Consider the following 23,418-nt stretch of genomic DNA (forward strand, 5'->3'; position numbering starts at 1 on the left):
GCGCTGCCGCGTCGCTGTTCTCCTCTCTCCCTCGATCGCGCTACTTCTTCAGCAGCTTGAACGCGTGCGACCAGCTTCCGCCGCGGAGGCCCGGGATGCACCAGAGCATGCACAAGGGCTCAATGGCGCGCGCCGCGGGCGCCTCGCCCATGTCTTCCGTGTCCCAGCCGAAGCTCGTCAGGATCTGCGTCGCGTCGGCCTTCGCGCTCGCGTCGTTGCCGCAGATGAACATCGTGGGCTTCTGACCCCCGAAGTCCGGCTTGAACATGAACGCGTTGCCTACGCACGAGAACGCCTTGACGAAGCGCGCCTCGGGGAAGCGCTTCTGCAGTCGCTCCATGAGCGACTCGTCGAGGTTCGTGAAGAACTTGAGGACGCCGCCGGTGGGCGCTGCGTCGGCGATGGGGTTCGTTGCATCGAGGATCACCTTGCCCTTGAGCGCGTCGCCGCAAGGGCGGAGGGCCTCTTCAGCCACGTTGCCTTTGACGGCGAGCACGAGCACGTCGCCAAAGGCGGCCGCGTCGGCGAAGGTGCCGGTCTGAGCCTTCGCACCGGCCGTGGCCTTCCAATCCGCCAGCTTGGCCACGTCGCGCGAGCCGCGCATGACGTCGTGACCCAGTGCGAGAAACGCATCGGCGAGAGTTTTTCCGACGACGCCTGAGCCGAGAACACCGATCTTTTGCATGGCCGTTTGGTGCCATGTGGCCGGCGCGGTGGCAAGTCGGGCGAGGCGCTCGTCTAGTTGCCGGTGTCGTGCACCTTGAGGAGCTTCATCAAGTACGAGCGATCCATCTGCGCGACGCGGGCCGCCTGGCGGATGTTGCCGCCGGCTCTGGCCAGCAAGGCCTTCAAGTAGTCGCGTTCGAAGCGGTCGAGCAGCGTGCGCCGCGCATCTTTGTAGCTGAGGCCATAGAGCGCTGTGAACGGTTCGTCGCCGGAGACTGTCGCCGGAGTGTTGGCGTTGCCGTCGGCCTCGAGCGGTGAGGTCCCCATGACGAGCATCGACTCGACCACGTTCCGGAGCTCACGGACGTTGCCGGGCCACGAATGCTCCGCGAGGCGACCCATGGCCTCGTCCGGGAAGACTGAGCTGACCGGGCCGTCGAAGCCCGCTTCGCGAAGGAAGTGCTCCACCAAAAGAGGAATGTCTTCCCTGCGCTCGCGCAAGGGTGGCACCTGCAGCGTGACGACGGCGAGTCGGAAGTAGAGGTCCAGGCGGAAGCGCCCGGTGTTGACCTCGGCTCGCAGGTCTCGATTGGTGGCGCTCGTCACGCGGACGTCGACCGCTTGATCGGCTCGTGCGCCCAAGCGCCGGAAGCGCTTGCGTTCGAGCACGCCGAGCAACGTCGACTGAATCTCGACGGGCAGCTCGCCGATCTCGTCGAGAAAGATCATGCCGCCGTCGGCCTCTGCGAAGGCGCCCTCGCGGCGCTGCTCGGCGCCGGTGAAGGCGCCGCGCTCGTGGCCGAAGAGCTCGCTGGCGAAGAGATTTGGCACCGTCGCTGCGCAATCGACCGTCGCGAAGGGGCGCGCCTTGTCCCAGAGCGCGTGGATGGCTCGCGCGATGAGCTCCTTGCCCGTGCCTGATTCGCCGACGAGCAAGACCGGCGAGGTGCCCTTGGCGACGCGGGCCACGTTGGCAAACAATCGTCGCATCGCCGGCGAGCGGCCAAGGAGCTCACCCACCTGGTCGGGGCCCGATGCTTCAACCATGACGACGTCGCCGTCGTCGATGCGGAGCGCCGTGTCGCCGAGGCGCACGACCGTTCCCGGTGACACCGTGGCCTCGCTGTCGTGGAGCAGCGCGGCGCCGATGCTCGTTCCGTTCGTGGACCCTACGTCGCGAACGACGATGCGGGCGCCGCGCCGCCGGAGCTCCAGGTGGAATCGCGACGCGGTGGGATCGTCGACGCGAAGGTCGTTGCCCTCGGCGGTGCCGACCGTGAGGACGTCTTCGTGGGCCGCCGACTCCAAGCCCACGTTCGGCCCTTCGACGACTGTGACGCGGAGGCTCTTGACCGGCAGGCCACCGACGCGACGCGGGCGTGTGCGGTCCTCGTCCATGGGCAGCGAGACTACCACGCGACCCGAGAGCTAAGGCGTCAGCGCGATGCGAGTGGGGACGCGCTTCTCGGCTTCACCAGTGGCGTAGCCCGCCTCTCCTTCGCGGTTGTCGCCCCAGCAATAGAGCGCCCCGTCGTCGGTGGCGCCGCAGGTGTGCTTGGTGCCGGCGGCGACGAGGCTCCAGTCATTGCGCTCGCCAACGCGCGTCGGCAGTGGCGCGCCGGTCACTGTGTCGAGACCGAGTTGGCCGACCGTGCCGGCCCCCCAGCACCACAACGTGCGATCGCTCTTCAGGGCGCACGTGTGCTGGCCGCCCGCCGAGACCGACGCCCACGCGCCCTCGGCGCTCACGCGCGTGGGCGTGGATGCGCCACCGCTCGTGCCGAGTTGCCCTTCGACGGCGCGCCCCCAACACCACAGGGACCCGTCCATGGCGATGGCGCACGCATGCGCGCTGCCGGCAGAGACCGCGGCGAATGGCACCGTCGAAGCGATCGGCGACGGCGCCGGTGACGTGGCGGCGCCGCCGAGCCTTCCCTCTTCCGACGAACCCCAGCAGTAGACGGCGTCGTCGGCTCCGATGGCGCACGCAAAGTCGATGCCGGCGCTGACGGACTTCCACTTGATCGGCGCGCCGACGGGCACCGGCTCGGGCGAATACTCCGCCGTCGTTGACGCGAGGCGTCCGGAGCCGTTCCAACCCCAACACGACAGCGACCCCGCGCCACGGAGACCACATCCGAAGGCCGTCCCGAGTGACACAGAGCGCCAGTCGTTGCCATCGCCCAGGCGCGTCGGTGACAAGACCGGACCCTTCGTTGGCTGGCCGCTCTCGTTGTTGAAGTTCGCGCCCCAACACGCGAGCCCTCCGTCGCTCCCGATGAGACACCCGTGGCCATCGAAGTCGCCGCCGACGTTCACGGCGCGCACGCCGCCGGGAACGCGAATGCCCGGAAGCTGCCGGTCGCCGGAGACGGGGCCCAAGCCCAGCTGCCCTGTCCGATTCGAACCGAAGGTCCACAAGGCGCCGACCCGGTCGACAACGGCCGTCACGGTGCCCGTTGCCGAGAGCGCCACCACGCCTCGCTCAACGACACACCGACCCATGGCGCAGTACGGGGTTGCCAGCGGACACGCCCGGCATTGGGCGCCGCCTTGACCGCACGCCTCCGGAGTGTCCCCCGGCAGCGCTCGCGTGCCGTCGGTGCAGCCACCGAGGTTGGCCGCGTCGGCCGCTGCGGCCGCGTCGCGTCGGAAGCTCTGGAGAAGCGACGGGTCAAACTCGGTCGTGCAATTCGCCACCGCGATGACGAGCAAGAGGACCGTGAGCGGCGCCGCGACAAGGCCCGCCCTCACGGCGGCCTCCTCGCCAAGACCACCAAGTCGAACGTTGCGAGCGCCGCACCGACGGCGGCCACGACGATCGATGTGTTGGTCAACGTCCGCGACAACACACCGTCGTCGCGCGTGGCGATGGTTGGCGCTCGCACGTATTCGTCGTGAATGGCCTCTGTTCGAAGGCCGAAGACAGCGGCGCCGGTGGCGCCACCGAGGGCCAACGCGCCGCCAGCCCACGTGAGCCATCCGGGCCCGCGTCGACGAGATTCGATCTCGCGCGTAGCGGCCGGATTGCTCGCGCCGATCGCGGCGGCCGGCGGCTTCTTTTCCAACGCGAGATCGATGGCGAGCTCGACGCCTGGCTCGATGCGTACGGTTCGCTCCCTTTCGCCTGCCAGGGCCAGCACCACCGTGTAGCTGCGCGGGTCCAGCTCGAGGCGGCACGGCACATTGCATCGAACTTCGCCGTTGATGGCGACCGGCGCGCCCGACTGAGGGCCGCGCACGATGAGCGTGCCGAGTTCTCGGCGCGTCCGCTCCGCGAACGTCCTCGCGCGTTGACGTTCCGCGGCCGATAGGGTCGTGCTCTCCGCAGCTCGCTCGTATTGCAGCGTGGCGTCGCGGTAGCGCGAAAGGCGCTCCAAGCAGACCCCGATGTTGAATCGCACCGCGTCGTGAGGAACGAGGCCGAAGGTACGCTCGAATTCGCTTAGCGCTTGCGCGTAGTCGGCTCGCGCGAAGGCGCGCTCGCCCGCGGCGAAGGCCTCGCGGGCCTCCTTCTGAACGGGGCTCTCATCTTGTGGCGCCGCGCGCGCCGTTCCGCTCGCCAGAAACGCGCAAAGGAAGAACGCGGCGGCCGCGCCAACCATGGCTGAGGAGCGGAGGAGGGGCATGGCTCAAAACGGGTTCTTGATGAGGGGGTTGCTCATCGGCGCGGACGATGCCGGTTTGGGGCCGCGCCTGATGGGCGATGGAGACCGGGAGCGCGTCGTGGCGGACGCAGATGGCGAGGCGGCCAGTAAGGACGGCGGCGCGGACGTCGCCTTCAGCGCCGCGTCCTCGTCGGGGAGCGCGTCGGGCTTCGGCGACGTCTTCGCTTCGGTGCTCGCCGGAGTCGCCGGGCTCGCGGGCGCACTCGCCGCAGGCGCGGTCGAGCCTCGAAACGCGACCACCGCCGCGAACGTCGCCGTCGCCGCAGCGACGAGCAGGGTCACGACGCCGCGGCGCGATGTCTTCTCTCCTTGGCTTCGCGGCGTATCGACCTCGGTAACCGTCGTGAGCGCCGTGCGAGCTGCCGGCACGAGCGCGTCGGCCTTGGCCGCGTCCGTTCCCGAGGCGTCGCCTTCCGCGTCGGCGCCGCCATCGAGCGCTGCGACGTCGCGCGCAACATCGGCGAACATGGTCCGCTCTCTCGCGAGCGCGTCGCCAAAGCGATTCGCGAGGGCGCCAGCGAGGTCGACGCCCCCGGGGCCCGCTAAGTCGCGCGCGCCTTTCGCGAAGACGGCGCCGATCTCTTGCGCCGACTTCGGGCGTCGCGCCGGATCACGCTCGAGGCAACGGCGAACCATGGCGGCGCAGGCCGCCGGGAGCGATGGCGCGAGGGCCGCCACGTCTTCGATGGGCGCTTCGACGATGTTCCAGAGCGCCGTCGCTTCGTTGGCCTCCGTGAACAACCGGCGGCCGGTGAACGCCTCCCAAGCGACGACGCCAAGCGACCAAATGTCGGCGGCTCGCGTTAGCGGGTGGGCGAGCGTCACTTGTTCAGGCGCGAGGTAGCGAAGTTTGCCCTTGAGCTCGCCGGTGCGCGTGTCGCTGAGGCGCCCGCGCGCCGCGGCCACGCCGAAGTCGACGACCTTCACCTCTCCGTCGGTCGTGACAAAGATGTTCTGCGGGCTCACGTCTCGGTGAACAACGTCCAGCGAACGGCCGTCGGCGCCGAGCGCTTCGTGCGCTGCATGAAGCCCTTCGGCGGCCTGCGCGAGGACCGCCAAGGCGACAGGAACGCGCGCGTCTGGTGTGTCGCCGAGTGCCGATAGGAGGTGCGAGAAGCTTCGACCCGACAAGAGTTCCATCACGAGAAACGGCAGCTCATTCCAGGTGCCAACGTCGAGCACCTCGACGACGTTCTTGTGCTGGATGTGCGACGCGATGCGCGCCTCGTCGAGGAACATGTTTACGAAGCGCGCGTCGAGCGCGAGGTTCGGCAACATGACCTTCATGGCCAGGAGCTTCTCGAAGCCGCCGATGGAGGAGCGCCTAACGGCGTAGACCACGGCCATCCCGCCGAGGCCGATGCGGGCCACGATGCGATAGCGGTCAACGGTCTCGCCGACGGTTGGCAACGAGCGGAGTTCGGGACCGAGATCCACGGGCAGCGAGGCTACCACGCGGTGGCCGTGGCGACTGGCAGGCTAGAGACATCCATGGAGGCTTGCGGCCTGCCGGAGCGGGCCGTGAACGCGGGAAATAGCGCTGAAAGCTGCCGTGTGCGCCGCGGCCGATGACTTGCTTGGAGGGCGAGCATGCACAGCCGCCCACCCCAAGTGATGCGTCCGCACGTCCTTCCGTTCCTCGCGTTGCCGCTCATGGCGTGCACCCTTGTGCCTGTCGGTTTCGGGAGCGACGGCGGCGCAGGTGGTGGCGGCGCCGGTGGTACGGAAGACGCGGGAGCCGCTGCCGTGGACGCCGGCGACGCTGCGGCGCCTACCGACAGCGGCACCGGCGGCGCTCCTGGAACCATCGATCCGTCGGGGTCGCTCAAGGCCGCGACGTGGGTCGACCTCTCGTCGCCGAAGTCGGGCACGTTGCCCTTCTCGTTCGGGATCGCCTTCAAGAAGGGCGATGTGCCGAGCACCTTCGCGCTCGATACGCCCGATGCGCAGGTGGAGGTGAAGCGACGCTGGCCTGACGGCAGCGCGAAACACGCCATCGTGACGGGAACAACGACGCTCACGGCTGGCTCTGCGAAGCGACTGAACGTGATCGCCGGAAGTTACGCGGTCACCAATCCTTTGACGTGCAACGACATCGCGTTGGCCGCACCGACGGCTACCGTGTCGCTCGGCGCCAACGGCACCGTGTCGCTCACGCCTTTGCTCGCGAAGCCGACTCGAACTTGGCTGAGTGGCGATCAAGCGGCCGAGTGTCACTACACCGGTCGTGCGGGCGCGCTCCTCGTGAGCTTTCACGTGCGCCTCCACCGCGGCGGTGCGACGTTCGTGCGCGTCATCGTCGAGAACGGGTGGCTTGATGCACCGAGCCCCGATCTCAACTACACGCCGAGTGTCATCATCGGAGGCGCAGCGGCGCTTCCGGCGAAGCCGATCGCTCACACCGCTCACTCGCGCTGGGTGGCCGAGAAGTGGCTCGGCATCGATCCCGAGGTGACGCCGCGGCACGACACCGTCTACCTCCGCGACACGCGCCTCGTGCCGAACTACTGGCGCACGAAGAAGGCCGATGCGAGCAAGCTCGACGCTCTCACGCAGACCTACGAGCCCATGAGCTCCGGAGAGTTCTCGCGCCACATGTCTGACACGGGCTACCAAGAGCAGATCGGCCTTCTGCCGAACCACGACGCGCTCTATGTCATGTCCGACGCGGACCCGCGGGCGTTTCGTTCTGTCGTGGCCAACGGAAAGGCGCTCGCCAGCTTTCCGGTGGTCTGGCGCGACTCCGCCGATTCGCTGCCGACGCGCCCGTCGGGGCGAGCGCACTGGACGGTGAATGGTCCCGATCAAGGTGGGGAGAACGGAGTGGGGGTCGAGCTTGGCGGCCTCTACTGGGAAGTGGCCCACCATCCGAGCGGGGGCTACCTCGCCTACCTCATCACCGGGGAATACGTGTTTCTCGAGACGATGCAGCACCAAGCGTCGACGGTGTATCTCGTGCAATCGACGTCGACCGGCTACGGCACGTCGCGCCAGCTTCGTGGGCAGACGCGCGGCTCGGCCTGGTCGTTGCGTACCGTTGGGCAACTCGCCGCCATCGGTCCGACCGGTGACGGAGTGACCGACGATTATCGGGAGCTCGTTCAAAAGAACGGCGCCGCGCTTCTCGCTTCCGCTCAATTGAGGCCGACGAGCGTCACGGGCCTCGTCTACGTAGACGACCTGAACCTCTACGGCCCCGCCACCCTCGGAGCCTGGCAAGCGAACTTCCTAGTGCAGAGCATCGGTCACCTGAGCGATCTCGAACCGCTCGCCGACATGACCGACTGGAACCGACTTCGCGACTACGTGTACCGGCTCCCCGTTGGCATGCTGGGCGATGGCTCGTCGAGCAGCTACTGCTTCGCGCAAGCGGGAAAATCCCGCCTCATCCTCGCCCCCGCGGCCATCTCGGACCTGAGTCAGCAGCTCACCAACTGGGGCGACATCTACCGGCTGAACTTTGGCACGACGCCGTGCACCAACACGCTCGGCTTCGAGCCCTCATGGGCGTCGACGAACTACTGGGGCAACATGTTGCCGGCCCTCTCGCACGCCGTTGACCACGGCGCACCGGGCGCGCAGGCCGCCTTCAGTCGGCTGCGCGGCGCCAGCAACTGGCAGGAATACCTCGGAGCCGACTGGGGACAGAACGCGCCCTTGGGCGTCGTCCCTCGCAACTCGCAGCTCTGAGCGACCGCGCCGGACTCGCTAGCTCCGGCGCCGGCGCCGTCAACGACACCGCGCATCGTCCGTCGCGAGGGCGAGCGCCATGGCTCTTCACTCGACAAGAACCTGGAGGACACTCTCATGCACAAGCTCGTCGCCCTTTCGCTCACGGCCACGCTCTCGCTCTTCGCAGGACGCGTGCTCGCCGGGCCTATCGACACGCTCGCTCCTGGTCACTGGTACGAGATTCCAAACTCCAAGTTGCGCGCCATTGACCCCTGTCCGGCGAGAAACTGCGGCTACAGCGGCGTGTCGGGCATCGCGGGGATCATGGAGGCGTGGAGCGGTGGAGGCTACGACACGGCCCGTGATCGACTCATCGTGTGGGGCGGCGGGCATCGCGACTACGGCGGCAACGAGCTCTACGCGTTCGACCTGAACGCGCTCGCGTGGTCGCGGCTCACGGACCCCACGCCAACGCCGCCCGACAATGTCCCGTACGCGGCGCCCGGCATTCCGTCGTCGAGCCACACGTACAACTCGGTGCAATACGTTCCGAGCATCGACTCGTTCTGTGGCTTCGGTGTCAACGCGATGTGGGGCATCGGCAACTCCGACCCGGCGCCCACCAACTGCTTCAGCTTCCAAACGAACAAGTGGAGGCGCATGGTCGACACGACGTCCGGCGGCCTCGGCACCATCACAGCGGTCGACGAATCGACGGGCTTCATGTGGGGCAAGGGCACGGGCTACACACCCTCGTACCAGGCCGCGACCGCCCTCGCGTGGCTCGACGCTGCCGCCAACACCTACAACGTGAAGCCCGGCGACAACTCGGACCTCGCGTACGACTACTACCTGACGGCGGCCATCGATCCCGTCTCGAAGACGATGGTCGCCGTCGGCGCCGGTGCGGCGTGGGCGTGGAACCTCAACACCGGCGCGCGCACGACGCTCGTGACGACGGGGCCGAAAGACATCGAAGCCGCCATCAATCCAGGCCTTGCGTGGGACAGCAGCGTGAAGAGGCTCGTCGGTTGGAAGGGCGGCTCGGAGGTCTTCACGCTCGACTTGCCCACCAAGACGTGGACGAAGGTCGCTGCCGCCGGCACCGTCGTGCCAACGACTGCCCAGGAGAAGGGCACCTTCGGGCGCTTCCGCTACTCGCCGGCGAAGAACGTCTACGTCCTCGTCAACAGCGTCGACGACAATGTCTTCGTCTACCGACTCTCGAACGGCACCGGCGTGCCTCAGCCGCCGCCACCGCCGCCGGGAACACCTCCTTCTCCGCCTCCCGCCACTGCGGCAGACGCGGGAATGCCGCCCGCGCCGCCCGCCGCTGACGGCGGCGTGTCTGGCGTCGCGGACGCAGGCTCGCCCGACGCGACGACCGGTGGCGGTCCCGTCGATGCGGGCGCAGGTGGTGGCGGCTCCAGCGGCGGTGACGCCGGTGACGGTGCGGGCCCCGGTGTCGTCCTTGCGTGCGGTGTTGCACCTGGCAGCGCGAAGAGCAGCCTTGGCATGGTCGCCGTCTTTGGGCTGGCTTGCGCGGCGTTCTTCACTCGGCGTCGCACGACGCGAAAGGGGGAGAGGTGATGCGCATCAGCAAGTCGTCTGTCTCTCCCTTCGTGGTCGCCGGCGTCGCCGTCGGCAGCGCCCTCGCAACGCTTCTCGCGGCCCATCCCGCCTCCGCGGCGACGCGTGCCGTAGGTCCCGGCAAGACGTACGCGAAGCCGTGTGCCGCCATCGCCGCCGCGAGCCCCGGTGACGTCGTCGAAATCGACGCTGCGGGGACCTACGACGGTGACGTGTGCGGATGGTCCACCGACAAGCTCACGATTCGCGGCGTTGGGGGACGCGCCAAGATCGATGCAGCGGGGCAAAGCGCGCAAGGGAAGGCCATCTGGGTCGTGGGCGGTGACGACACAGTCATCGAGAACATCGAGTTTACCGGTGCAGCGGTGCCGGACCTGAACGGTGCGGGCCTGCGCCTTGAAGGCAGCAACGTGACGATTCGCGGTTGCTCGTTCCACGACAACCAAGAAGGCATCCTGGGCGGCGCTGGCGTCGTGCTCATCGAGCACTCGGAGTTCGCGCGCAACGGCAACTGCACCGACACCTCGGGTTGCGCCCACAACATGTACCTCTCGGCGAACGTGACGAAGTTCACGCTTCAGTTCAGCTACTCGCACAGCGCGAGGAGCGGTCACGAAGTGAAGACCCGCGCCCGCGAGAACTACATTCTCTACAACCGCATCTCCGACGAGAGCGACGGCACGGCCAGCTACTCCATCGACGTCCCCAACGGCGGCACCACGGTCATCCTTGGGAACATCATCGAGCAGGGCGCCGGCACGGAAAACCCGTCGCTCGTGTCTTACGGCGCCGAGGGCCTCTCGAACGCAGGCAAGGACCTCTACGTGGTCCACAACACCTTCGTGAACAACCTCGGCTCGGGGACGTTCATCGATGTGGCAGGGGGCGCGGCGCCGGCGGTCGTGAGGAACAACGTCTTCGTTGGCGGCGGGACGCTCGTGAACCAGGCTGGCGCCGTCCGCGACGGCAACTTCACCGGGGCGGCGATGTTCGCCAACGCGGCGACCTTCGACTTCCATCTTCTGCCCGGCTCTCCCTGCGTGGACAAGGCCGTGGCCGCCGGGGTCACGGCCAGCGGCGTGTCGCTCACGCCCGTATTTCAGTATGTGCATGCTGCAAGCAGAGAGGGGCGCGCCGCGGTGGCTGTGCCGGACATCGGCGCCTTTGAGCTCGGGGGCGGTGGGGGGACGGGAGGCGAGCCGCCGGGCGACGGCGGCGGCGGCGGCGGTCAACCCGGCGCTGACGCGGCGGCGATTTCGCCCGGAGCAGACGGTGGCGGTACTGTCATGGACGCTGGTGGCGGCGTTGGCGCGGACGCAGGAGGAGGCGGCGGCGGCGCCGCACCGGAGCCCGTCACGTTCTCGTGTGCCATGCAGGCAAACAAGCGCCGCGACGTCGGGGGAGTTCTCGTCCTTGTCGGCGCGCTCATCCTTGGTCGTCGTCGCTCTTCTCGCACGGGGAGGTCGTCATGAAGGCCACTCGTTCCGGGCGGTGTCGGGGCCGCGGCATCTCGGTCTTGGCGCTCTTCGTTGCGTCGACGCTGATGGCGTGCAGCGGTGGCGACGCTGCCGAGCGGCCGGGCGCGGTGGATGTGAACAAGGCGAAGGTGAGCAGCGAGAGCGTGCTTGGCGGAGTCTTTCGCGCGGCACGCCAGAACGACGCTGCCGGCGGTCTCGAACGTCTCGTCGCGGGCGCCATCCAGGCTCAGAGCATCGTGCTCGTGGGCTCGAAGCCGGCACCTGCCCCGGCCATCACTCCGCCGTCGCCGGCCGCGCCGTCGGCGACGGCGGGACCATCGGCATCAGCGGACCTGGTCGCTCCGCTCCCAGAATCGCCGGTCCAATCGGCGGCGCCGAACGAGGTCGTCGCCGGCGGCGCCTGCGCTTGCGACGCGCACAAGTGCACGTACGTCGACTGCAGGCCCGTCGGTACCAGCGGGATCGTCATCAATGGGACCTTCTCGTTCTCCAAAGACGCAGTCGTCTGCGAGGGCCTTCGTTACGAGATGACCTCTCGCGCCGCGACCGTTTCGATCACCCTCGCGTGCGACGTGAAGCTCGCCGGGATGACGATGGCAGGCACCATTCGAAGCGCGGGCGTTGTGCGCATGCAGGCGCAACCGAACGCGAAGGTCACCTTCGAAGACCTCGGTTGGTCGTCGTCTACGACGCTCGATGTTCTCTATGGTCCGAGCGGTTCCACCTACCGAGCGACGGCCGGTAGCGCCGCGGTGGACGCGACGGCGTCGTACGGCGACCAGACCTTCACGGGGCACGCGGACGTTCGCTTTCCGTGATCCTCAAGGCCGTCACGCTCCTCGCGCTGCAGCTCGCACCGCCAAGCCCCCCTCGTCATGACGTCGGCGTTACGACCCAAAAGGGCGAGGTAGCGCGCGACTCCACGCCGCCACGCGTGCGCCACTCGGCGTTCCTCGAGCTCCTCGGCAACGGCGTCCTCTATTCGCTGAACTACGAGGCGCGCTTTCGCGGAGACGTCTCGCTGCGGGCCGGTGGCTCGTACCTGGGAGCGGGCGCTGCGAGCGGTCTCAGTCGAGGCCGCTTCTCGCTCGCAACGGTGCCTCTCCTTGCGGGCATCGCGTTCGGGCGCGGCGAGCACAAGCTGGAGATTGCCGCCGGCGCCACGCTCGTTTGGTACACCGGCGAGGTTCGGGTCTTCGTGGCGAAGGTCGCGGAGAGCGGGTTCTTTCCCGCTGCCACGGCCTTCGTCGGCTACCGCTTCGTGCCGGAAAAGACGAGTGTCCTCGTACGCGTCGGCGTGACGCCGCTCGCGACCTTCACCGATTCGGTGCGCGTCCTGCCGTGGGGCGGAATGGCCGTCGGTGGAACCATGTGAAGCGTTCGAGTGTCGGCACAACGCTGGCGTCACCAGGGGCGGCGTCATTTTACTGGCCGCTACCCGGGCCCGGTGCTTGAACGCCTCGATGCGCCGACCTTGGCTCGTTGCCCTTTGGCTCCTCGCAGCGTGCTCATCGCCGTCGAACGGGGCTCCCAGCGCCGCTGCGACGCCGTCCGCGTCGCCGGCGAGCTGTCCGGCCAGCACGAGCGCCGGCGCCGATGCGTCGTGCGTTCCACCGGTCGCGCCGTCTTGCGACGCCGGAACCATGCCGCTCCTTGGCGACGCGTCGTGCGTCCCGGTCGGTATCGCCACTTGCGCCAAAGGCTTCACCCGCGACGCTCGCGGCTGGGGCTGCGTGCCCGTTGTCGCGAAGGCGTGCGCTGGCGCCACGCGCGCGAAGCTCGGCGAGTCGTCGTGTGTCGACGTCGGCGATTGCAACGCCGCGTTTCCTCCCGCCGGGGCCACGCACTTTGTCGGCCCGCTGGTGACAGTGGACGCGACGCACTTCAGGACCATCGCGGCTGCGCTCGCCGCGGCCCCAGCTGGCGCCGTCATCGCCGTCGACGACGGCACTTACGCGGAGTCGCTTGTTCTCAAGAAGCCCGTCACGCTCGCGGGGCGTTGCGCGGCACGCGTGCACATCGAAGGGAGCGGCGTAGGGATTAGCGCAAAGGCTGACGTCGGCGTCTCCGGCGTGAGCCTCGCCGGGTTCACGCCGGCGCTCTCTGTCGACGCGGGAACCACGACGGTGCGCGACGCCGTCTTCGAGGACAACACGCAGTCGGCCATCGATGTCGGGCCTGGCGCGAGCGTCGACGTCGCAGCCTCTGTGATTCGCGGCACGAAGCAGAAGGCTGATCGCCAGGGATATGGCGTGATCTTCCTCTCGGGAACGGTTGCGATTCGCGACAGCGAACTGTCGGCGAACACCAGCGCGGAGGTCGCCGGCGGTGGTGCCGGCGGCGAGCTGACGCTGGAAGACGTCGTGCTTCGCAAGACAACGCCCGACGCGAACGGTTCGGGGACATCCCTGTTGCTCGACCAAGGTGGCCACGCCCGCCTCGTTCGTGTAGCCGCCGCCGACGCGACACGCTTCGGGCTTCACGCCGAGACGGGCGCGGAGCTCGAGCTCGAGGACGTCACCGTTGAGCGGACGCGCGCGGGACGATTCAAGGCGGGCATGGGGCTCGCCGTGAGCGGTGGGCGCGTGCACGCCAGGCGGCTTACGCTCCTCGAAAACGAGGGCATCGGGCTCGCTGCCAACCGGCCCGACACGGACGTCGTGCTGGAGGATTCGGTTGTGGCGCATCAACGACTCGCGCCGACCAAGAACCTTGGCACTGGCGTCTATCAGTTCAGCCAGTCGACGGTGAAGCTCGTCCGCTCAGCCGTCGTCGGCAACCGGTCAGCGGGCCTCGAGTGTTGGACCGAAGGGACCACGGCCAGCCTTGAGCGGTCCCTGGTGGCCGACACGTTGGGCATCGCGTCAGGTGAATACGGCGACGGTCTCGTGGTCTCCGGGGGTCGCGTCGAGGCGGCCGCGAGCGCCTTCGTTGGCAATCGCCAAGCGGGCCTCTACGCCGCCATCGGCGGCTCACTCTCGCTCAAAGGGTCGGTCGTGCGGGGTACGCTCGCCGAAACCTTCGAGGGCCGTCTGGGCAACGCTGTCATGGCGCTCGACGCCGGCGCCGTCTCGATCGACGGCTCGCTCCTCGAAGGCAGCGCCAGCGGTGGGCTCGTCGTCGACAACTCGCGCGTGCTCGTGTCGCGCTCGACCCTCCGCAAGAACACCGTTGGCGTCCACGCGCAGGGCACGGCCGCGCTGCATGAGGTCGAGCGGGTCCCCACGTCCGGGACGGACCCCGGCGTCTTCGTTTCCGCCGACACGCTCTTCCTTGAAAACGGAGCGCGTGTCGGCACCGGGACGTTGTCGATCCCGCCGCCGGTATCGTCGTTCTGAGACGCCGCCGGCGGCGACACGAGCCCCCCGTCGTCGCCTTGTTTCGCGAGGCTCGCGGGGCGGCGCGGCGAGCTACCGCGTCGGTCGCATGGCTGCCGTGAAGAGCGCCCGCAAGGGGGCCGCGTCTGCCGCGCCAGGTCGCGACAGCGCTTCTCGCATGTCTTCTCCAGCGCGCGCCAGACTGCTCGCGTAGGCGAACGGCGCCGTCTGCTCGAGCGCCAACTTGGGCGTGCCGTCGCTGCCGGTCCGGACGACGACGCGACCAAACGCTCGCTCCGGCGTCGCCGCGACGAGCGGCATGATGGGACGAAGGTCTTCGGCGACGCCCTTGGTCCAGTGAACGCCCACCGCGACGGCCACGTCGTCGTCGACGAGAACGATCGGACTCCCGCTCATGCGCCCAATGGAGCGGTAGGTCGCGGCCATCGACACGGGCGACCAGTCGGGTCGCGACGCGAGAAACGGCGCCGCGACACCATCACCGAGCGTGAGCCCGTCGGGATCGCGAAGCGGAGCAACGGTGCCCTTGGCGACAATCTCGAGCGGGGCGATGGCAAAGACGTCACCCGCTCGCGAGGCCTCGTCGGCGCGGTCGTCCTTGTTGGCATCGGCTTCCGCCTGGGCGGCGACCCAGAGTTGCTTGGCGAGATCACCGTAGATCTCGGGCCTCGCTTGGACCTCCTTCATCGCGCCGCTGTAGATGGCGCGCCCGGCGACGAAGAACTTCGCGCGAGGGTGAGCGGCGATGAGGCCGTCGAGGGGCTCGAAGGACCAACGTACCGGGGTCACGTTGCGGAGGCGCGCCACCACGGGAGCGGGGAGCGCTGCCACCGCTCGATGCACCGCGACATCGCCAGCGACGCTGGTGAAGAGCGGCTTTTGCTCGAGGGGCACCTCAAACTTTTCGCCGTCGAGGTGTCCAAGCTCGACGGCGCGCGGCGTGCGGCCGAGGCCCACGTGTTCGGAGAAGGCGAAGAGGTGCTCGCCGGCGAAGACTCCCAGGTACATCGCCGTGGCTCGGAAGGGCGCCGCGTCGACCTTCACGACGCCCACGCCCGACAGTGGCAACGCTCGCGGGTATGACGCGTGGTCCCGCGCTCCGGCGAGCGGCAGCGGCGCCGCGTAGCCCCACGTCGACTTGTGTGGCGAATCGCTCGACGGGGCGCGAAGAGCGCCTTCGTCCGAGCCACCGGACGGAGGGGCCTCGCCGCACGCGGCGAGGAGGGACGAGAGGATGGCGGCGAAGATCGGGAGGCGATGGTTCATGACGAGCCATAGAGCAACCCATAGGCCACGCCGCAGCGGACCAGCGTGAGGCTTGGGCGTGGGAAAATAGGCTGACTTAGCGAGAGGCTCTCCCGCCGCAGTGGGCATCGCCCGACGTAGAGCGCCCTTGACGATGCCTCACGCGGGCTGTAGTTAACCAAATGGTTGATAACCATAAGGTTCAATGCATGACACCCGAACGCCTCGACGCCACCTTCTCCGCCCTCGCTGACGCCACGCGCCGCGGGATTCTTGCGCGCCTCAAGACCGGTGACGCCACCGTTGGCGAGCTCGCAAAGCCCTACGCCATGAGCCTCGCAGCCGTGTCCAAGCATCTGAAGGTCCTGGAGGGTGCTGGGCTCATCTCGCGCACGCAGGAGGCGCAGTTTCGTCACTGCCACCTGGAGGGTGAGCCGCTCAAGGCCGTCGCCGCGTGGGCCCTCGGCTACGAGCGCTTCTGGAACACCAACCTAGACAGCCTCGGCCGCTACTTGAACGCCCTTCAATCGGACGTGCCCCAGAACCCCAAGAAGAAGAGGAAGACCCGATGAGCACGCAAACCGAGATCGCCCCCAGAGACCCCACCGTTGTCATGACGCGCATCTACGACGCGCCGCGCGCCCTCGTGTGGGCCGCCGTGACCGATCCAAACCACGTCAAGGAGTGGTGGGGAGGTCCCGGCACGACGAACCCCGTCTGCGAGATGGACGTCCGCCCCGGCGGCGCGTGGAAACACGTGATGCGGTTCCCCAACGGGATGGAGATCGTCATGAACTTCGTCTTCGTGGAGGTTGCCCCACCGCATCGTCTCGTCTGGCAACACGCGGACCATGGCCAACGCACGAGTGGACCACCCACCTCCGTCACCACCATCACGCTCGACGAGGTTGGCCAGAAGACACGCTTCACGATGCTCGCTCGCTGGAACTCGCTGGCGGAGCGCGAAGCCGCCCTGGCGATGGGCTACACCCGCCCCATCGAAGCGAGCCAAGAGCGCCTCGTCGACTACCTCCAGACGATGGCGCGCTCCTAGCTCGACGGTCTGCGCGCCGCGCGTCCACGACCGTCCAGGTCGAGCGGGCGCATCGGCTCCACGAGCAACGAGAGCGCCTCGAGGAAGACCCGAACCTTCGCCGCGAGGTACTGCCGGCTGGGAAACACCGCGTAGACCGCGCTCTTTACCGCGGCGGACGGGCCGAAGAGGACCTTGAGGCGCCCCGAAAGCACGGCGTCTCGACAAACGAGCGCTGGAAGGCGCGCGATGCCGACGCCGGCGACGGCGGCCTCGCACAGCACTTCGAGATCGTTCACCACCAGCGCCGGACGTATCTTGATCGACTCACCGGCGACGCTCCACGTCTCGTGGTCCTTGGTGCCCACGCAGCGGCCAAGGCTCAGCTCCGCCACGCTGGGCGTTCGGTGTCTCGCCAGGAACGCGGGACTGGCCAGGTAATAGACGTGTCCCTCGCCGAGCTTCCTCGCGGCGAGCGAGGAGTCGTCGAGCTTCCCGATGCGAATCGCCAAGTCGAAGCCCTCTTCGATGAGGTCGACGCGCCGGTCCGCGAGGACGATCTCGACGCGCGTTTCCGGGTACTGACTGAGGTAGCTCGCCACCACCGGCGCGAGATATCGGCGACCGTAGAGCACGGGCGCCGAGACGCGCAGGAGGCCGACGGGCGTCGCTTGCCGTTCCTTCACCTCGACGTTGGCCTCGTCGACGAGCGAGGAGATGGCGGCGCACTTGTCGTAGTAGGCGCCACCGGCGCCGGTCACGCGCAGGCGGCGTGTTGTGCGTTCGAGCAACCGGACGCCGAGCTCGGCTTCGAGCTTGGCGATGCGTTCGCTGGTTGTCTGCTTGGAGATGCCGAGCTGCCGCGCGGCGCCGGTGAAGCTTCCTTCGCGAACGACGGCCGCAAAAAGGAGCATGTCCGACGGGGAAACCACGACTGTCAGGAATAACAGGACAATATGTCGCCGAGAACCCGTATTGGCGGATCGCCCGCGGCGCCTCACGATGACGGGCATGCAAAACAAACTCGTTGTGGTGGTGGGCGGCGCCGGCAAGCTCGGTCGCCTCGTGGTCGATGCGCTCGTCTCGGAACCGGGCGTGAACGTTCGCGTGCTCGTGCGCGATCCGAAGAAGCCCGACGTAGCCTCCATGGCCCGAGAAGGCGTCGAGCTCCGGACGTTTGACGCCGCGAGCGCCACCGATGCCGACCGCGCCGGGGCGGTGCGCGGCGCCTTTGCCGTGGTTTCGACGCTCCAGGGCGGACCCGACATCATCGTCGACGCCCAGCTCGGGCTCCTCCGCGCGTCGAAGGCGGCCGGCGCGCGCCGGTTCATCCCGTCGGACTATTCGTACAACGTCTTTTCGTTGCCCGAGGGCATCAACATCAACTCCGATTGGCGGCGTACGCTGGCGACCAAGGCCCGCGAACACGTCACCGAGACCTTCGAAGTCGTGCACGTGATGCAGGGCATCTTTACCGATCGCTACGTGCTCGGCTTTCTCGGTCTACTCGACGCCGACAAGGCCATCGTGCGCTACTGGGGCGATGGCCTGACGCGCATCGACTGGACGACGTGGGAAGACACGGCTCGCTTCACCGCTGCGGCGGCTACCGACGACCGCAAGGTGCCAGAGCGACTCTTCGTCTCCGGCGATCGTATGGACGTCCTCACGTTCGCGAAGACCTGGGAAGCGGCTCACGGAAAGAAGCTCACGCTCGAGCGACTCGGGTCCGTCGAGGAGCTCGAGCAGGAGACCAAGCGGCGCCTCGCCGCGGAGCCACACAACATGTACGCGTGGCTCCCGCTCATGTACGCGCGCGGCGTCTTCGGTGGCCAGGCGCTCCTTGGGCCCACGAACAACGGTCTGTATCCGCGGATCAGCGCCGAGAGCGTCGCCGCGACCGCTGCACGCGGCGGTGTTTAGGGCGCCGTTCCGAAAAGCCGCAGGCGACGAGGGGCTGACCGCATAGGCGCCAGCCGTCCTGGCTCATCATGACAATGGCGCGAGGTGGCTCTCGCCCTTAGAACCGCCGGAATGAAGTACGCAGTCCTACGCGCCGGCCTTTTCGGGATCCTCCTCGCTGGATGCGTCGCCGAACCGGTGCCTCTCCCGAGCTCCGATGGCGCGGGGCGAGTCGCAGCCAAGGCCGAGCCTTGCGCTGCCGTCGCGGCCGCCAGCGAGACGGTCCGCGTCGCCAACGACTTCGGCCGCATCGAGGGAACGCTCGAGGTGCCCGAGGGCTGCGGGCCGCTCCCGGTGGTGCTCATCCTCTCTGGCTCCGGCACCAGCGACCGCAACGGCAACGTCCCCGGCGAGCGCGAGCAGCCGCACATCTACCGCGTCCTATCGGAGACGCTCGTCGCTGGGGGCTTCGCCGTGCTTCGCTACGACGACGCGGGCATCGCCGGTAGCGTTAGCGGGGCCCCCGCGAAGGTCGAAGACTTTCGGTTCGACCACGAAATCGCCGACGCCGCGCGTTTCGTGGCCGAGCTGCGCAAAGACGCGCGCTTTGGCGCGGTCGTAGTGGCGGGCCACAGCCAGGGGTCCCTGACTGGGATCATGGCGAGTCAGTTGCAGCCCATCGACGCCTTGATCTCGTTGGCTGGCACCGGACGACCCATCGCTCAGCTTCTGCGTGAACAATTGGAGAAGCGGCTCAACGAGCAGGAGCTTGCCCTCTTGGATGCAGCGCTTGCGAAGCTTTAGAAGGGTGAGCTGGTCGGCAAGCTCGCGGCCCCGCTCGACTCGATTCTTCCGGTGGAGCAGCAGCCGTACATGATTTCCTGGATGCGCCTGCGCCCGCAAGACGAGCTTCGGAAGCTCAAGGTGCCGACCCTCATCGTTCAGGGCAAGATGGACCTGCAAGTCCAGGAGCTCGACGCAGAGCTCTTGTTTGACGCCAAGCCCGACGCCACGCTCACGCTCGTCGATGACATGGGGCACATGTTGCGTCAGGTTCGAGCGAAGACCGCAGCGGCCCAAAAGGACAGCTACGCCAAGGCGCTGCCGCTGCATCCGGCGGCCGTCACCGCGATGAGCGACTTCATCGCAAAGGTCGGCGCCGTCCCGAAAAGGTGATGCGCGAACGTGGCCGCACCGGTAGCGCGCGGTCGCCGTTGCGCTAGCGTCCAGCGGTGCTCGTCTCGCACCGCCACCACGCTCCCTTTGGCGACGTGCGACTCGAGCTCGACCGCGTCCTCACGCCCACGTGGATCGCGCGGCGCGTGCGCCTTTCGGGCGTGACGCAAGACGAACACCTGACGAAGGGCCTCGGCCGGGGAACGGCCTCGGAGCGGTACCGACTCAAGATCATGTTGAGCGGGCGCCTCGAGGCCACCGTCGGAGATCGAAGCTTCGACCTAGGCCCCGGCGACTTCCTGCTCATGCCCCGCATCGCCGAATGCCTCACGCGCGGCGGAGACGACGAGACGCTCGAGCTCGATTGGGAGCCTGGCGCGGCCATCGCCAACGGTGCCGTTCCGTCGGTGGAGCAGGGCCGCCTCGGCGCGGCGACGGCTGTGGCGGTGAAGCGAATGACCGATGCGCTTCGCGCGGAGCGTTCGGTGACCGTGCTGCCCTTGTCTTCGCGGGAGGATGGCCCCTGCTTCGCGCGAACCATGCCGGTCGCCCTGGCAGCGCTCGCCGCCGAGGGACTCCCCCTCGAACCACGGGGCGCAACGCTCGACCTTCTGGCACACGACGCCGATGAGCAGAGACTGCTCGACGCCATCGACGAAACGCTCATGCGGCTCGGCGAGGGGCCCGCGGCCGTCGAGCTCGAGACACGACTTGGTTGGTCGCGTCGTACCGTGTCGCGCCGCACCGCCTTGTTCCACGCGCGTTATGGCCTCTCGGGCGTTGGCAGCCGTCACTGGCGCGCCGTCCGCGACTTCTATCGCGTCCTCGTTGGGACCATCGTGGCCTCGAGCCCGCTCGTGAGCACGAAGCTCCTCGCGCGCGTGCTCGGCTACGCCTCGCCTCACGCGCTGTGCCACGCCTTCGCGAACGCGGGCCTTCCGTCGCCGGCGGCGTTCGGGCGAGCGGCCCGACGCGGCGGCGCAACGCGTTGAAGGCGATCGCTCGCGTCCGCCGCGCGTCACGACGATGCGGACTGGGACGATGCGGGGCGCAAAACGTTGACGTGGCGGTCGCGCGGAGAAGGCCCGTTGCTAGGGTGAAGGCCGGTGCTACCGCCACGCCATGACTCGTTGGCTCGCGCTCGCTCTCGCATGTTCAATCACCACGGCCTGCGGCGGGGCTGAAGAGGCGACGACGGCCGACGAGGAAGCGAGCGAGCTTCGCGGCGGGAGCCTCACGGCGGCAGAGATCACGCGCTCGGCGGGCTTCGCGCCGCCCCCCGCGCCTGGAAGCTGCGTGCCGCAAGGTCACTGGCTTGTGGACTTCGTGACATCGCGCGTGACCGGTGAGGCTTGCATCGACGGTCATGCGACGACGCTCAACCGTTCGCTTTCCGCGGCCGAGGTGGCGTCGCTCCGGTTGGCCCTCTCGAAGGTCCGCAAGGTGAAGAAGCCGCGCTCGTGTCCTACGGATGTTCCCGTGACGACGCTCTCTGCCACAGGCGCCGGTAGCGTGACGCGTTACGTAGACGCGCGCTCGGCGTGCGACCGCGGTGCAACGCCGGCAGGGGAAGCAGGCCTCGCCAAGGTCGTTGATGCGCTGGAAGCGCTGTCGGGTGCTGGTGCCGGCGGAGGCCAGGGAGGCGCCGTGACACCGGCCGGTCCCTCGGGCCTCGAGGTCTTGGCGCTCATCGAGAACATGCCCGCCATCACCGACCCAGCGGCACGTTTTGCCGTGGCGCCCACGACTGGCGAGATGGCCCTCTTCATGTTGCGCCGAGGCATGTCCCAGTCGGCCGACATGCTCGTCGGAACGCTCGCCAACGCGCGCCACATGCAGCGCTACCGCATCTGGGATCTCCGCGCGAAGGGTGGCCAGCTCGTCGACTACTTGTACGATGCGGGTCTCAAGGAGATGTTCATCCGCGTGACGGAGGGCAAGCGCACGGGGTTCTTTGGGCCCTGGCCCGTCAACACCGCGTGGGCCGAGCCCCGCGTGACGCAAGCCGAGCTCACGCTCTTCTTGCCGCCGCTCCCCGGTCAGCCGCCGCGCATGGACTGGTACGACCGGGCCATCGAACACGCGCTCCTCGAGGGAACACGCTTCGACGAGTTGCTCGTGTCGAGCGGCCTCGCGCTGGTGGTGGACAACGGTCCATTGGCGCTCCTGCCGAACGATCCGCGGATCGTCACCACGCCGTAGGCGCTCCGAATGTTTCGAGCGGCGGCCGCCGCTCCGCATAACATGGCTCTGGTGGGTGGCACGCCAGGGAGGGAGCCGTGAGTGACGTCGTGCGACGTTTGCGATGGGCTGGGGCAATCGTCAGCGTAGCGGCGTGCGGAGGCGCTTCTGTTCCCGCAGCAACGGGCCAGGCCGACGGGCCACCGCCCGCGGTCGCTCGCGGCAGTGCGCCTACGGACGCCGGGGCCGAAGGCTCAGCTCGCCGAGCCGGCGCCGAGTCTCACGCTGCGCTCGAGTGCATGCGCGAGGCGCAAAGCGCGGGTGACGTCGACGCCGCCTTGGCTCGCTGCGAGGAGGAGCACTACGGGACGGCGTGGCGCATCGACGCCGCCAAGCGTGATGGCGGAACGAACGGCGTCTTACTGCCCGAGCTGATCCAGGCGGTCGTTCGTGGCGGTTTCGGCGCCTTTCGCCGCTGCTATGAAGAGGGCCTCCGGCGGAATCCAAAGCTCGCAGGCCGGGTCTGCGTCGGCTTTCGCGTCGGCGCCGTCGGCCAAGTCTTCGACGCGAAAGTGTGGTCGGAGGATCCCTGCGTGACGGGTCTCGCCGACAACGAGGCCGCCACCTGCGTCGCGAAGGCCTTCTCGCCGCTACGCTTCCCGAAGCCGGTCGGCGGCGTGGTGACCGTCGTGTACCCCATCACCTTCAGTCCCGGTGACTAGCGTGCCCAACTCCTGGCCCTAAGCTACGCTCCCAGGATGGTCGCCCGGCGCACCGATCGAGTCGCAACCTATGCGGACATCGAAGCGCTGCCTCGCCACGTCGTGGGCGAGATCATTGGTGGCGTGCTGCACGCGAGTCCTCGCCCAGCCGTTCGCCACGCCCGCACCGCGAGCGTGATCGGCGGAAAGCTCGGCGCGCCCTTTGACTGGGGTGACGGCCCTGGCGGATGGATTCTGCTCGACGAGCCGGAGATTCATCTGGGCAGCGACGTTGTTGTCCCCGATCTCGCCGGCTGGCGCCGCGAGCGCTTGCCCGAGCTGCCGGACACGGCGTTCCTCGTGGTGCCACCGGATTGGATCTGCGAGGTGCTCTCGCCATCGACCGCGAAGGTCGATCGAACGGAGAAGTTGCCCATCCACGCACGCGAGCGCGTTGCTCACGTCTGGTTCGTGGACCCTATCGCAAGGACCCTCGAGGTCCTTCGCCTCGATGACACGACCCATCGCATCGTGGGTCTCTGGCACGACGACGCGAGCGTTCGGGCGGAGCCGTTCGACGCCATCGAGCTTGAACTCCGCGCCTGGTGGACCTCCGTGGAGACCAGCAGCGCCACGCGCTGAGGCCTTCTCCGCGCGCGAAATTGGCCCACTTCGCGGGCTCGCGCCCTCGGCCCGCGCTGGATCGCGAGCACCCCTCATCGCATCGGGCCGCGGCCCACGACGCTGGAAAATCCCAGTCCCATTGGC

The 23,418-nt window shown here is 68.3% G+C and carries 22 protein-coding genes; 15 read left to right on the top strand and 7 right to left on the bottom strand.

The features are described 5' to 3' along the window. Positions 1-40: 40 nt before the first annotated feature. Genes IPG50_33470 through IPG50_33490 form a run of 5 tightly spaced genes read right to left on the bottom strand, consistent with a single transcriptional unit; the run spans position 41 to position 5,771 of the window. Entirely contained in the window at positions 41-685 is a 645-nt protein-coding gene (locus IPG50_33470) for an NAD(P)-binding domain-containing protein (protein MBK6697060.1), read from the bottom strand. 53 nt (positions 686-738) lie between these two features. Continuing rightward, positions 739-2,064, bottom strand: a complete 1,326-nt coding sequence (locus IPG50_33475) for a sigma-54-dependent Fis family transcriptional regulator (protein ID MBK6697061.1) — start codon at positions 2,062-2,064, stop codon at positions 739-741. A 30-nt stretch (positions 2,065-2,094) separates the two neighbouring features. Further along, on the bottom strand, positions 2,095-3,420 hold the full coding sequence (locus IPG50_33480; GenBank protein MBK6697062.1) for a hypothetical protein: 1,326 nt from the start codon (positions 3,418-3,420) through the stop codon (positions 2,095-2,097). Beyond that, positions 3,417-4,295: a PEGA domain-containing protein gene (locus IPG50_33485; GenBank protein MBK6697063.1), complete on the bottom strand. Its 879-nt coding sequence runs from the start codon at positions 4,293-4,295 to the stop codon at positions 3,417-3,419. Before IPG50_33485 ends, IPG50_33480 begins: the two co-directional genes overlap by 4 nt. A gap of 3 nt (positions 4,296-4,298) precedes the next feature. After that, positions 4,299-5,771, bottom strand: a complete 1,473-nt coding sequence (locus tag IPG50_33490; GenBank protein ID MBK6697064.1) for a protein kinase — start codon at positions 5,769-5,771, stop codon at positions 4,299-4,301. A 153-nt stretch (positions 5,772-5,924) separates the two neighbouring features. Here IPG50_33490 and IPG50_33495 point away from each other — a divergent pair, with 153 nt between their 5' ends. The 6 genes from IPG50_33495 (at position 5,925) to IPG50_33520 (ending at position 14,412) form a co-directional block, all read left to right on the top strand. Further along, entirely contained in the window at positions 5,925-8,024 is a 2,100-nt protein-coding gene (locus IPG50_33495; GenBank protein MBK6697065.1) for a hypothetical protein, read from the top strand. 117 nt (positions 8,025-8,141) lie between these two features. Further along, positions 8,142-9,596 carry a hypothetical protein gene (locus tag IPG50_33500; protein MBK6697066.1) on the top strand — a complete coding sequence of 485 codons (1,455 nt, stop codon included), beginning with the start codon at positions 8,142-8,144 and terminating at the stop codon, positions 9,594-9,596. Then, a complete protein-coding gene (locus IPG50_33505; GenBank protein MBK6697067.1) occupies positions 9,596-11,068 on the top strand; it encodes a right-handed parallel beta-helix repeat-containing protein in 1,473 nt (490 codons plus the stop codon). The genes IPG50_33500 and IPG50_33505 overlap by 1 nt, the downstream gene beginning before the upstream one ends. Next, positions 11,065-11,892, top strand: a complete 828-nt coding sequence (locus IPG50_33510) for a hypothetical protein (GenBank protein ID MBK6697068.1) — start codon at positions 11,065-11,067, stop codon at positions 11,890-11,892. Before IPG50_33505 ends, IPG50_33510 begins: the two co-directional genes overlap by 4 nt. Further along, on the top strand, positions 11,889-12,449 hold the full coding sequence (locus IPG50_33515; protein ID MBK6697069.1) for a hypothetical protein: 561 nt from the start codon (positions 11,889-11,891) through the stop codon (positions 12,447-12,449). The genes IPG50_33510 and IPG50_33515 overlap by 4 nt, the downstream gene beginning before the upstream one ends. Before the next feature lie 88 nt (positions 12,450-12,537). Next, positions 12,538-14,412 carry a hypothetical protein gene (locus IPG50_33520; protein MBK6697070.1) on the top strand — a complete coding sequence of 625 codons (1,875 nt, stop codon included), beginning with the start codon at positions 12,538-12,540 and terminating at the stop codon, positions 14,410-14,412. A 72-nt stretch (positions 14,413-14,484) separates the two neighbouring features. Here the strand turns inward: IPG50_33520 and IPG50_33525 are convergent, their stop codons facing one another. Next, positions 14,485-15,678, bottom strand: coding sequence for a hypothetical protein (locus tag IPG50_33525; GenBank protein MBK6697071.1), 1,194 nt, complete (start codon positions 15,676-15,678; stop codon positions 14,485-14,487). Positions 15,679-15,866: 188 nt separating this feature from the next. Between IPG50_33525 and IPG50_33530 the strand changes: the two genes are divergently transcribed. Both IPG50_33530 and IPG50_33535 read left to right on the top strand, forming a co-directional pair. Continuing rightward, the gene (locus IPG50_33530; GenBank protein MBK6697072.1) at positions 15,867-16,229 is read left to right on the top strand and encodes a helix-turn-helix transcriptional regulator; all 363 of its coding nucleotides are present in this window, start codon (positions 15,867-15,869) and stop codon (positions 16,227-16,229) included. Beyond that, positions 16,226-16,711, top strand: coding sequence for an SRPBCC domain-containing protein (locus tag IPG50_33535; GenBank protein ID MBK6697073.1), 486 nt, complete (start codon positions 16,226-16,228; stop codon positions 16,709-16,711). The genes IPG50_33530 and IPG50_33535 overlap by 4 nt, the downstream gene beginning before the upstream one ends. Here the strand turns inward: IPG50_33535 and IPG50_33540 are convergent. After that, complete coding sequence (locus IPG50_33540; GenBank protein MBK6697074.1) at positions 16,708-17,622, bottom strand: LysR family transcriptional regulator; 915 nt, start codon at positions 17,620-17,622, stop codon at positions 16,708-16,710. The genes IPG50_33535 and IPG50_33540 overlap by 4 nt on opposite strands. Before the next feature lie 79 nt (positions 17,623-17,701). Here IPG50_33540 and IPG50_33545 point away from each other — a divergent pair, with 79 nt between their 5' ends. The 7 genes from IPG50_33545 to IPG50_33575 all read left to right on the top strand — a co-directional run bounded on the left by IPG50_33545 (position 17,702) and on the right by IPG50_33575 (position 23,292). After that, on the top strand, positions 17,702-18,613 hold the full coding sequence (locus IPG50_33545; GenBank protein MBK6697075.1) for an NmrA family NAD(P)-binding protein: 912 nt from the start codon (positions 17,702-17,704) through the stop codon (positions 18,611-18,613). A gap of 111 nt (positions 18,614-18,724) precedes the next feature. After that, positions 18,725-19,396, top strand: a complete 672-nt coding sequence (locus IPG50_33550) for an alpha/beta hydrolase (GenBank protein ID MBK6697076.1) — start codon at positions 18,725-18,727, stop codon at positions 19,394-19,396. 81 nt (positions 19,397-19,477) lie between these two features. Next, on the top strand, positions 19,478-19,768 hold the full coding sequence (locus tag IPG50_33555; protein MBK6697077.1) for a hypothetical protein: 291 nt from the start codon (positions 19,478-19,480) through the stop codon (positions 19,766-19,768). A gap of 56 nt (positions 19,769-19,824) precedes the next feature. Then, positions 19,825-20,760, top strand: coding sequence for a hypothetical protein (locus tag IPG50_33560; GenBank protein MBK6697078.1), 936 nt, complete (start codon positions 19,825-19,827; stop codon positions 20,758-20,760). Between the two features lie 130 nt (positions 20,761-20,890). After that, complete coding sequence (locus IPG50_33565) at positions 20,891-21,970, top strand: hypothetical protein (protein MBK6697079.1); 1,080 nt, start codon at positions 20,891-20,893, stop codon at positions 21,968-21,970. 278 nt (positions 21,971-22,248) lie between these two features. Then, positions 22,249-22,671, top strand: coding sequence for an AgmX/PglI C-terminal domain-containing protein (locus tag IPG50_33570; protein MBK6697080.1), 423 nt, complete (start codon positions 22,249-22,251; stop codon positions 22,669-22,671). Positions 22,672-22,707: 36 nt separating this feature from the next. After that, positions 22,708-23,292 carry a Uma2 family endonuclease gene (locus IPG50_33575; GenBank protein MBK6697081.1) on the top strand — a complete coding sequence of 195 codons (585 nt, stop codon included), beginning with the start codon at positions 22,708-22,710 and terminating at the stop codon, positions 23,290-23,292. Positions 23,293-23,418: the final 126 nt, after the last annotated feature.

The organism is Myxococcales bacterium (assembly GCA_016703425.1).
Lineage (GTDB): Bacteria > Myxococcota_A > Polyangia > Polyangiales > Polyangiaceae > JADJCA01.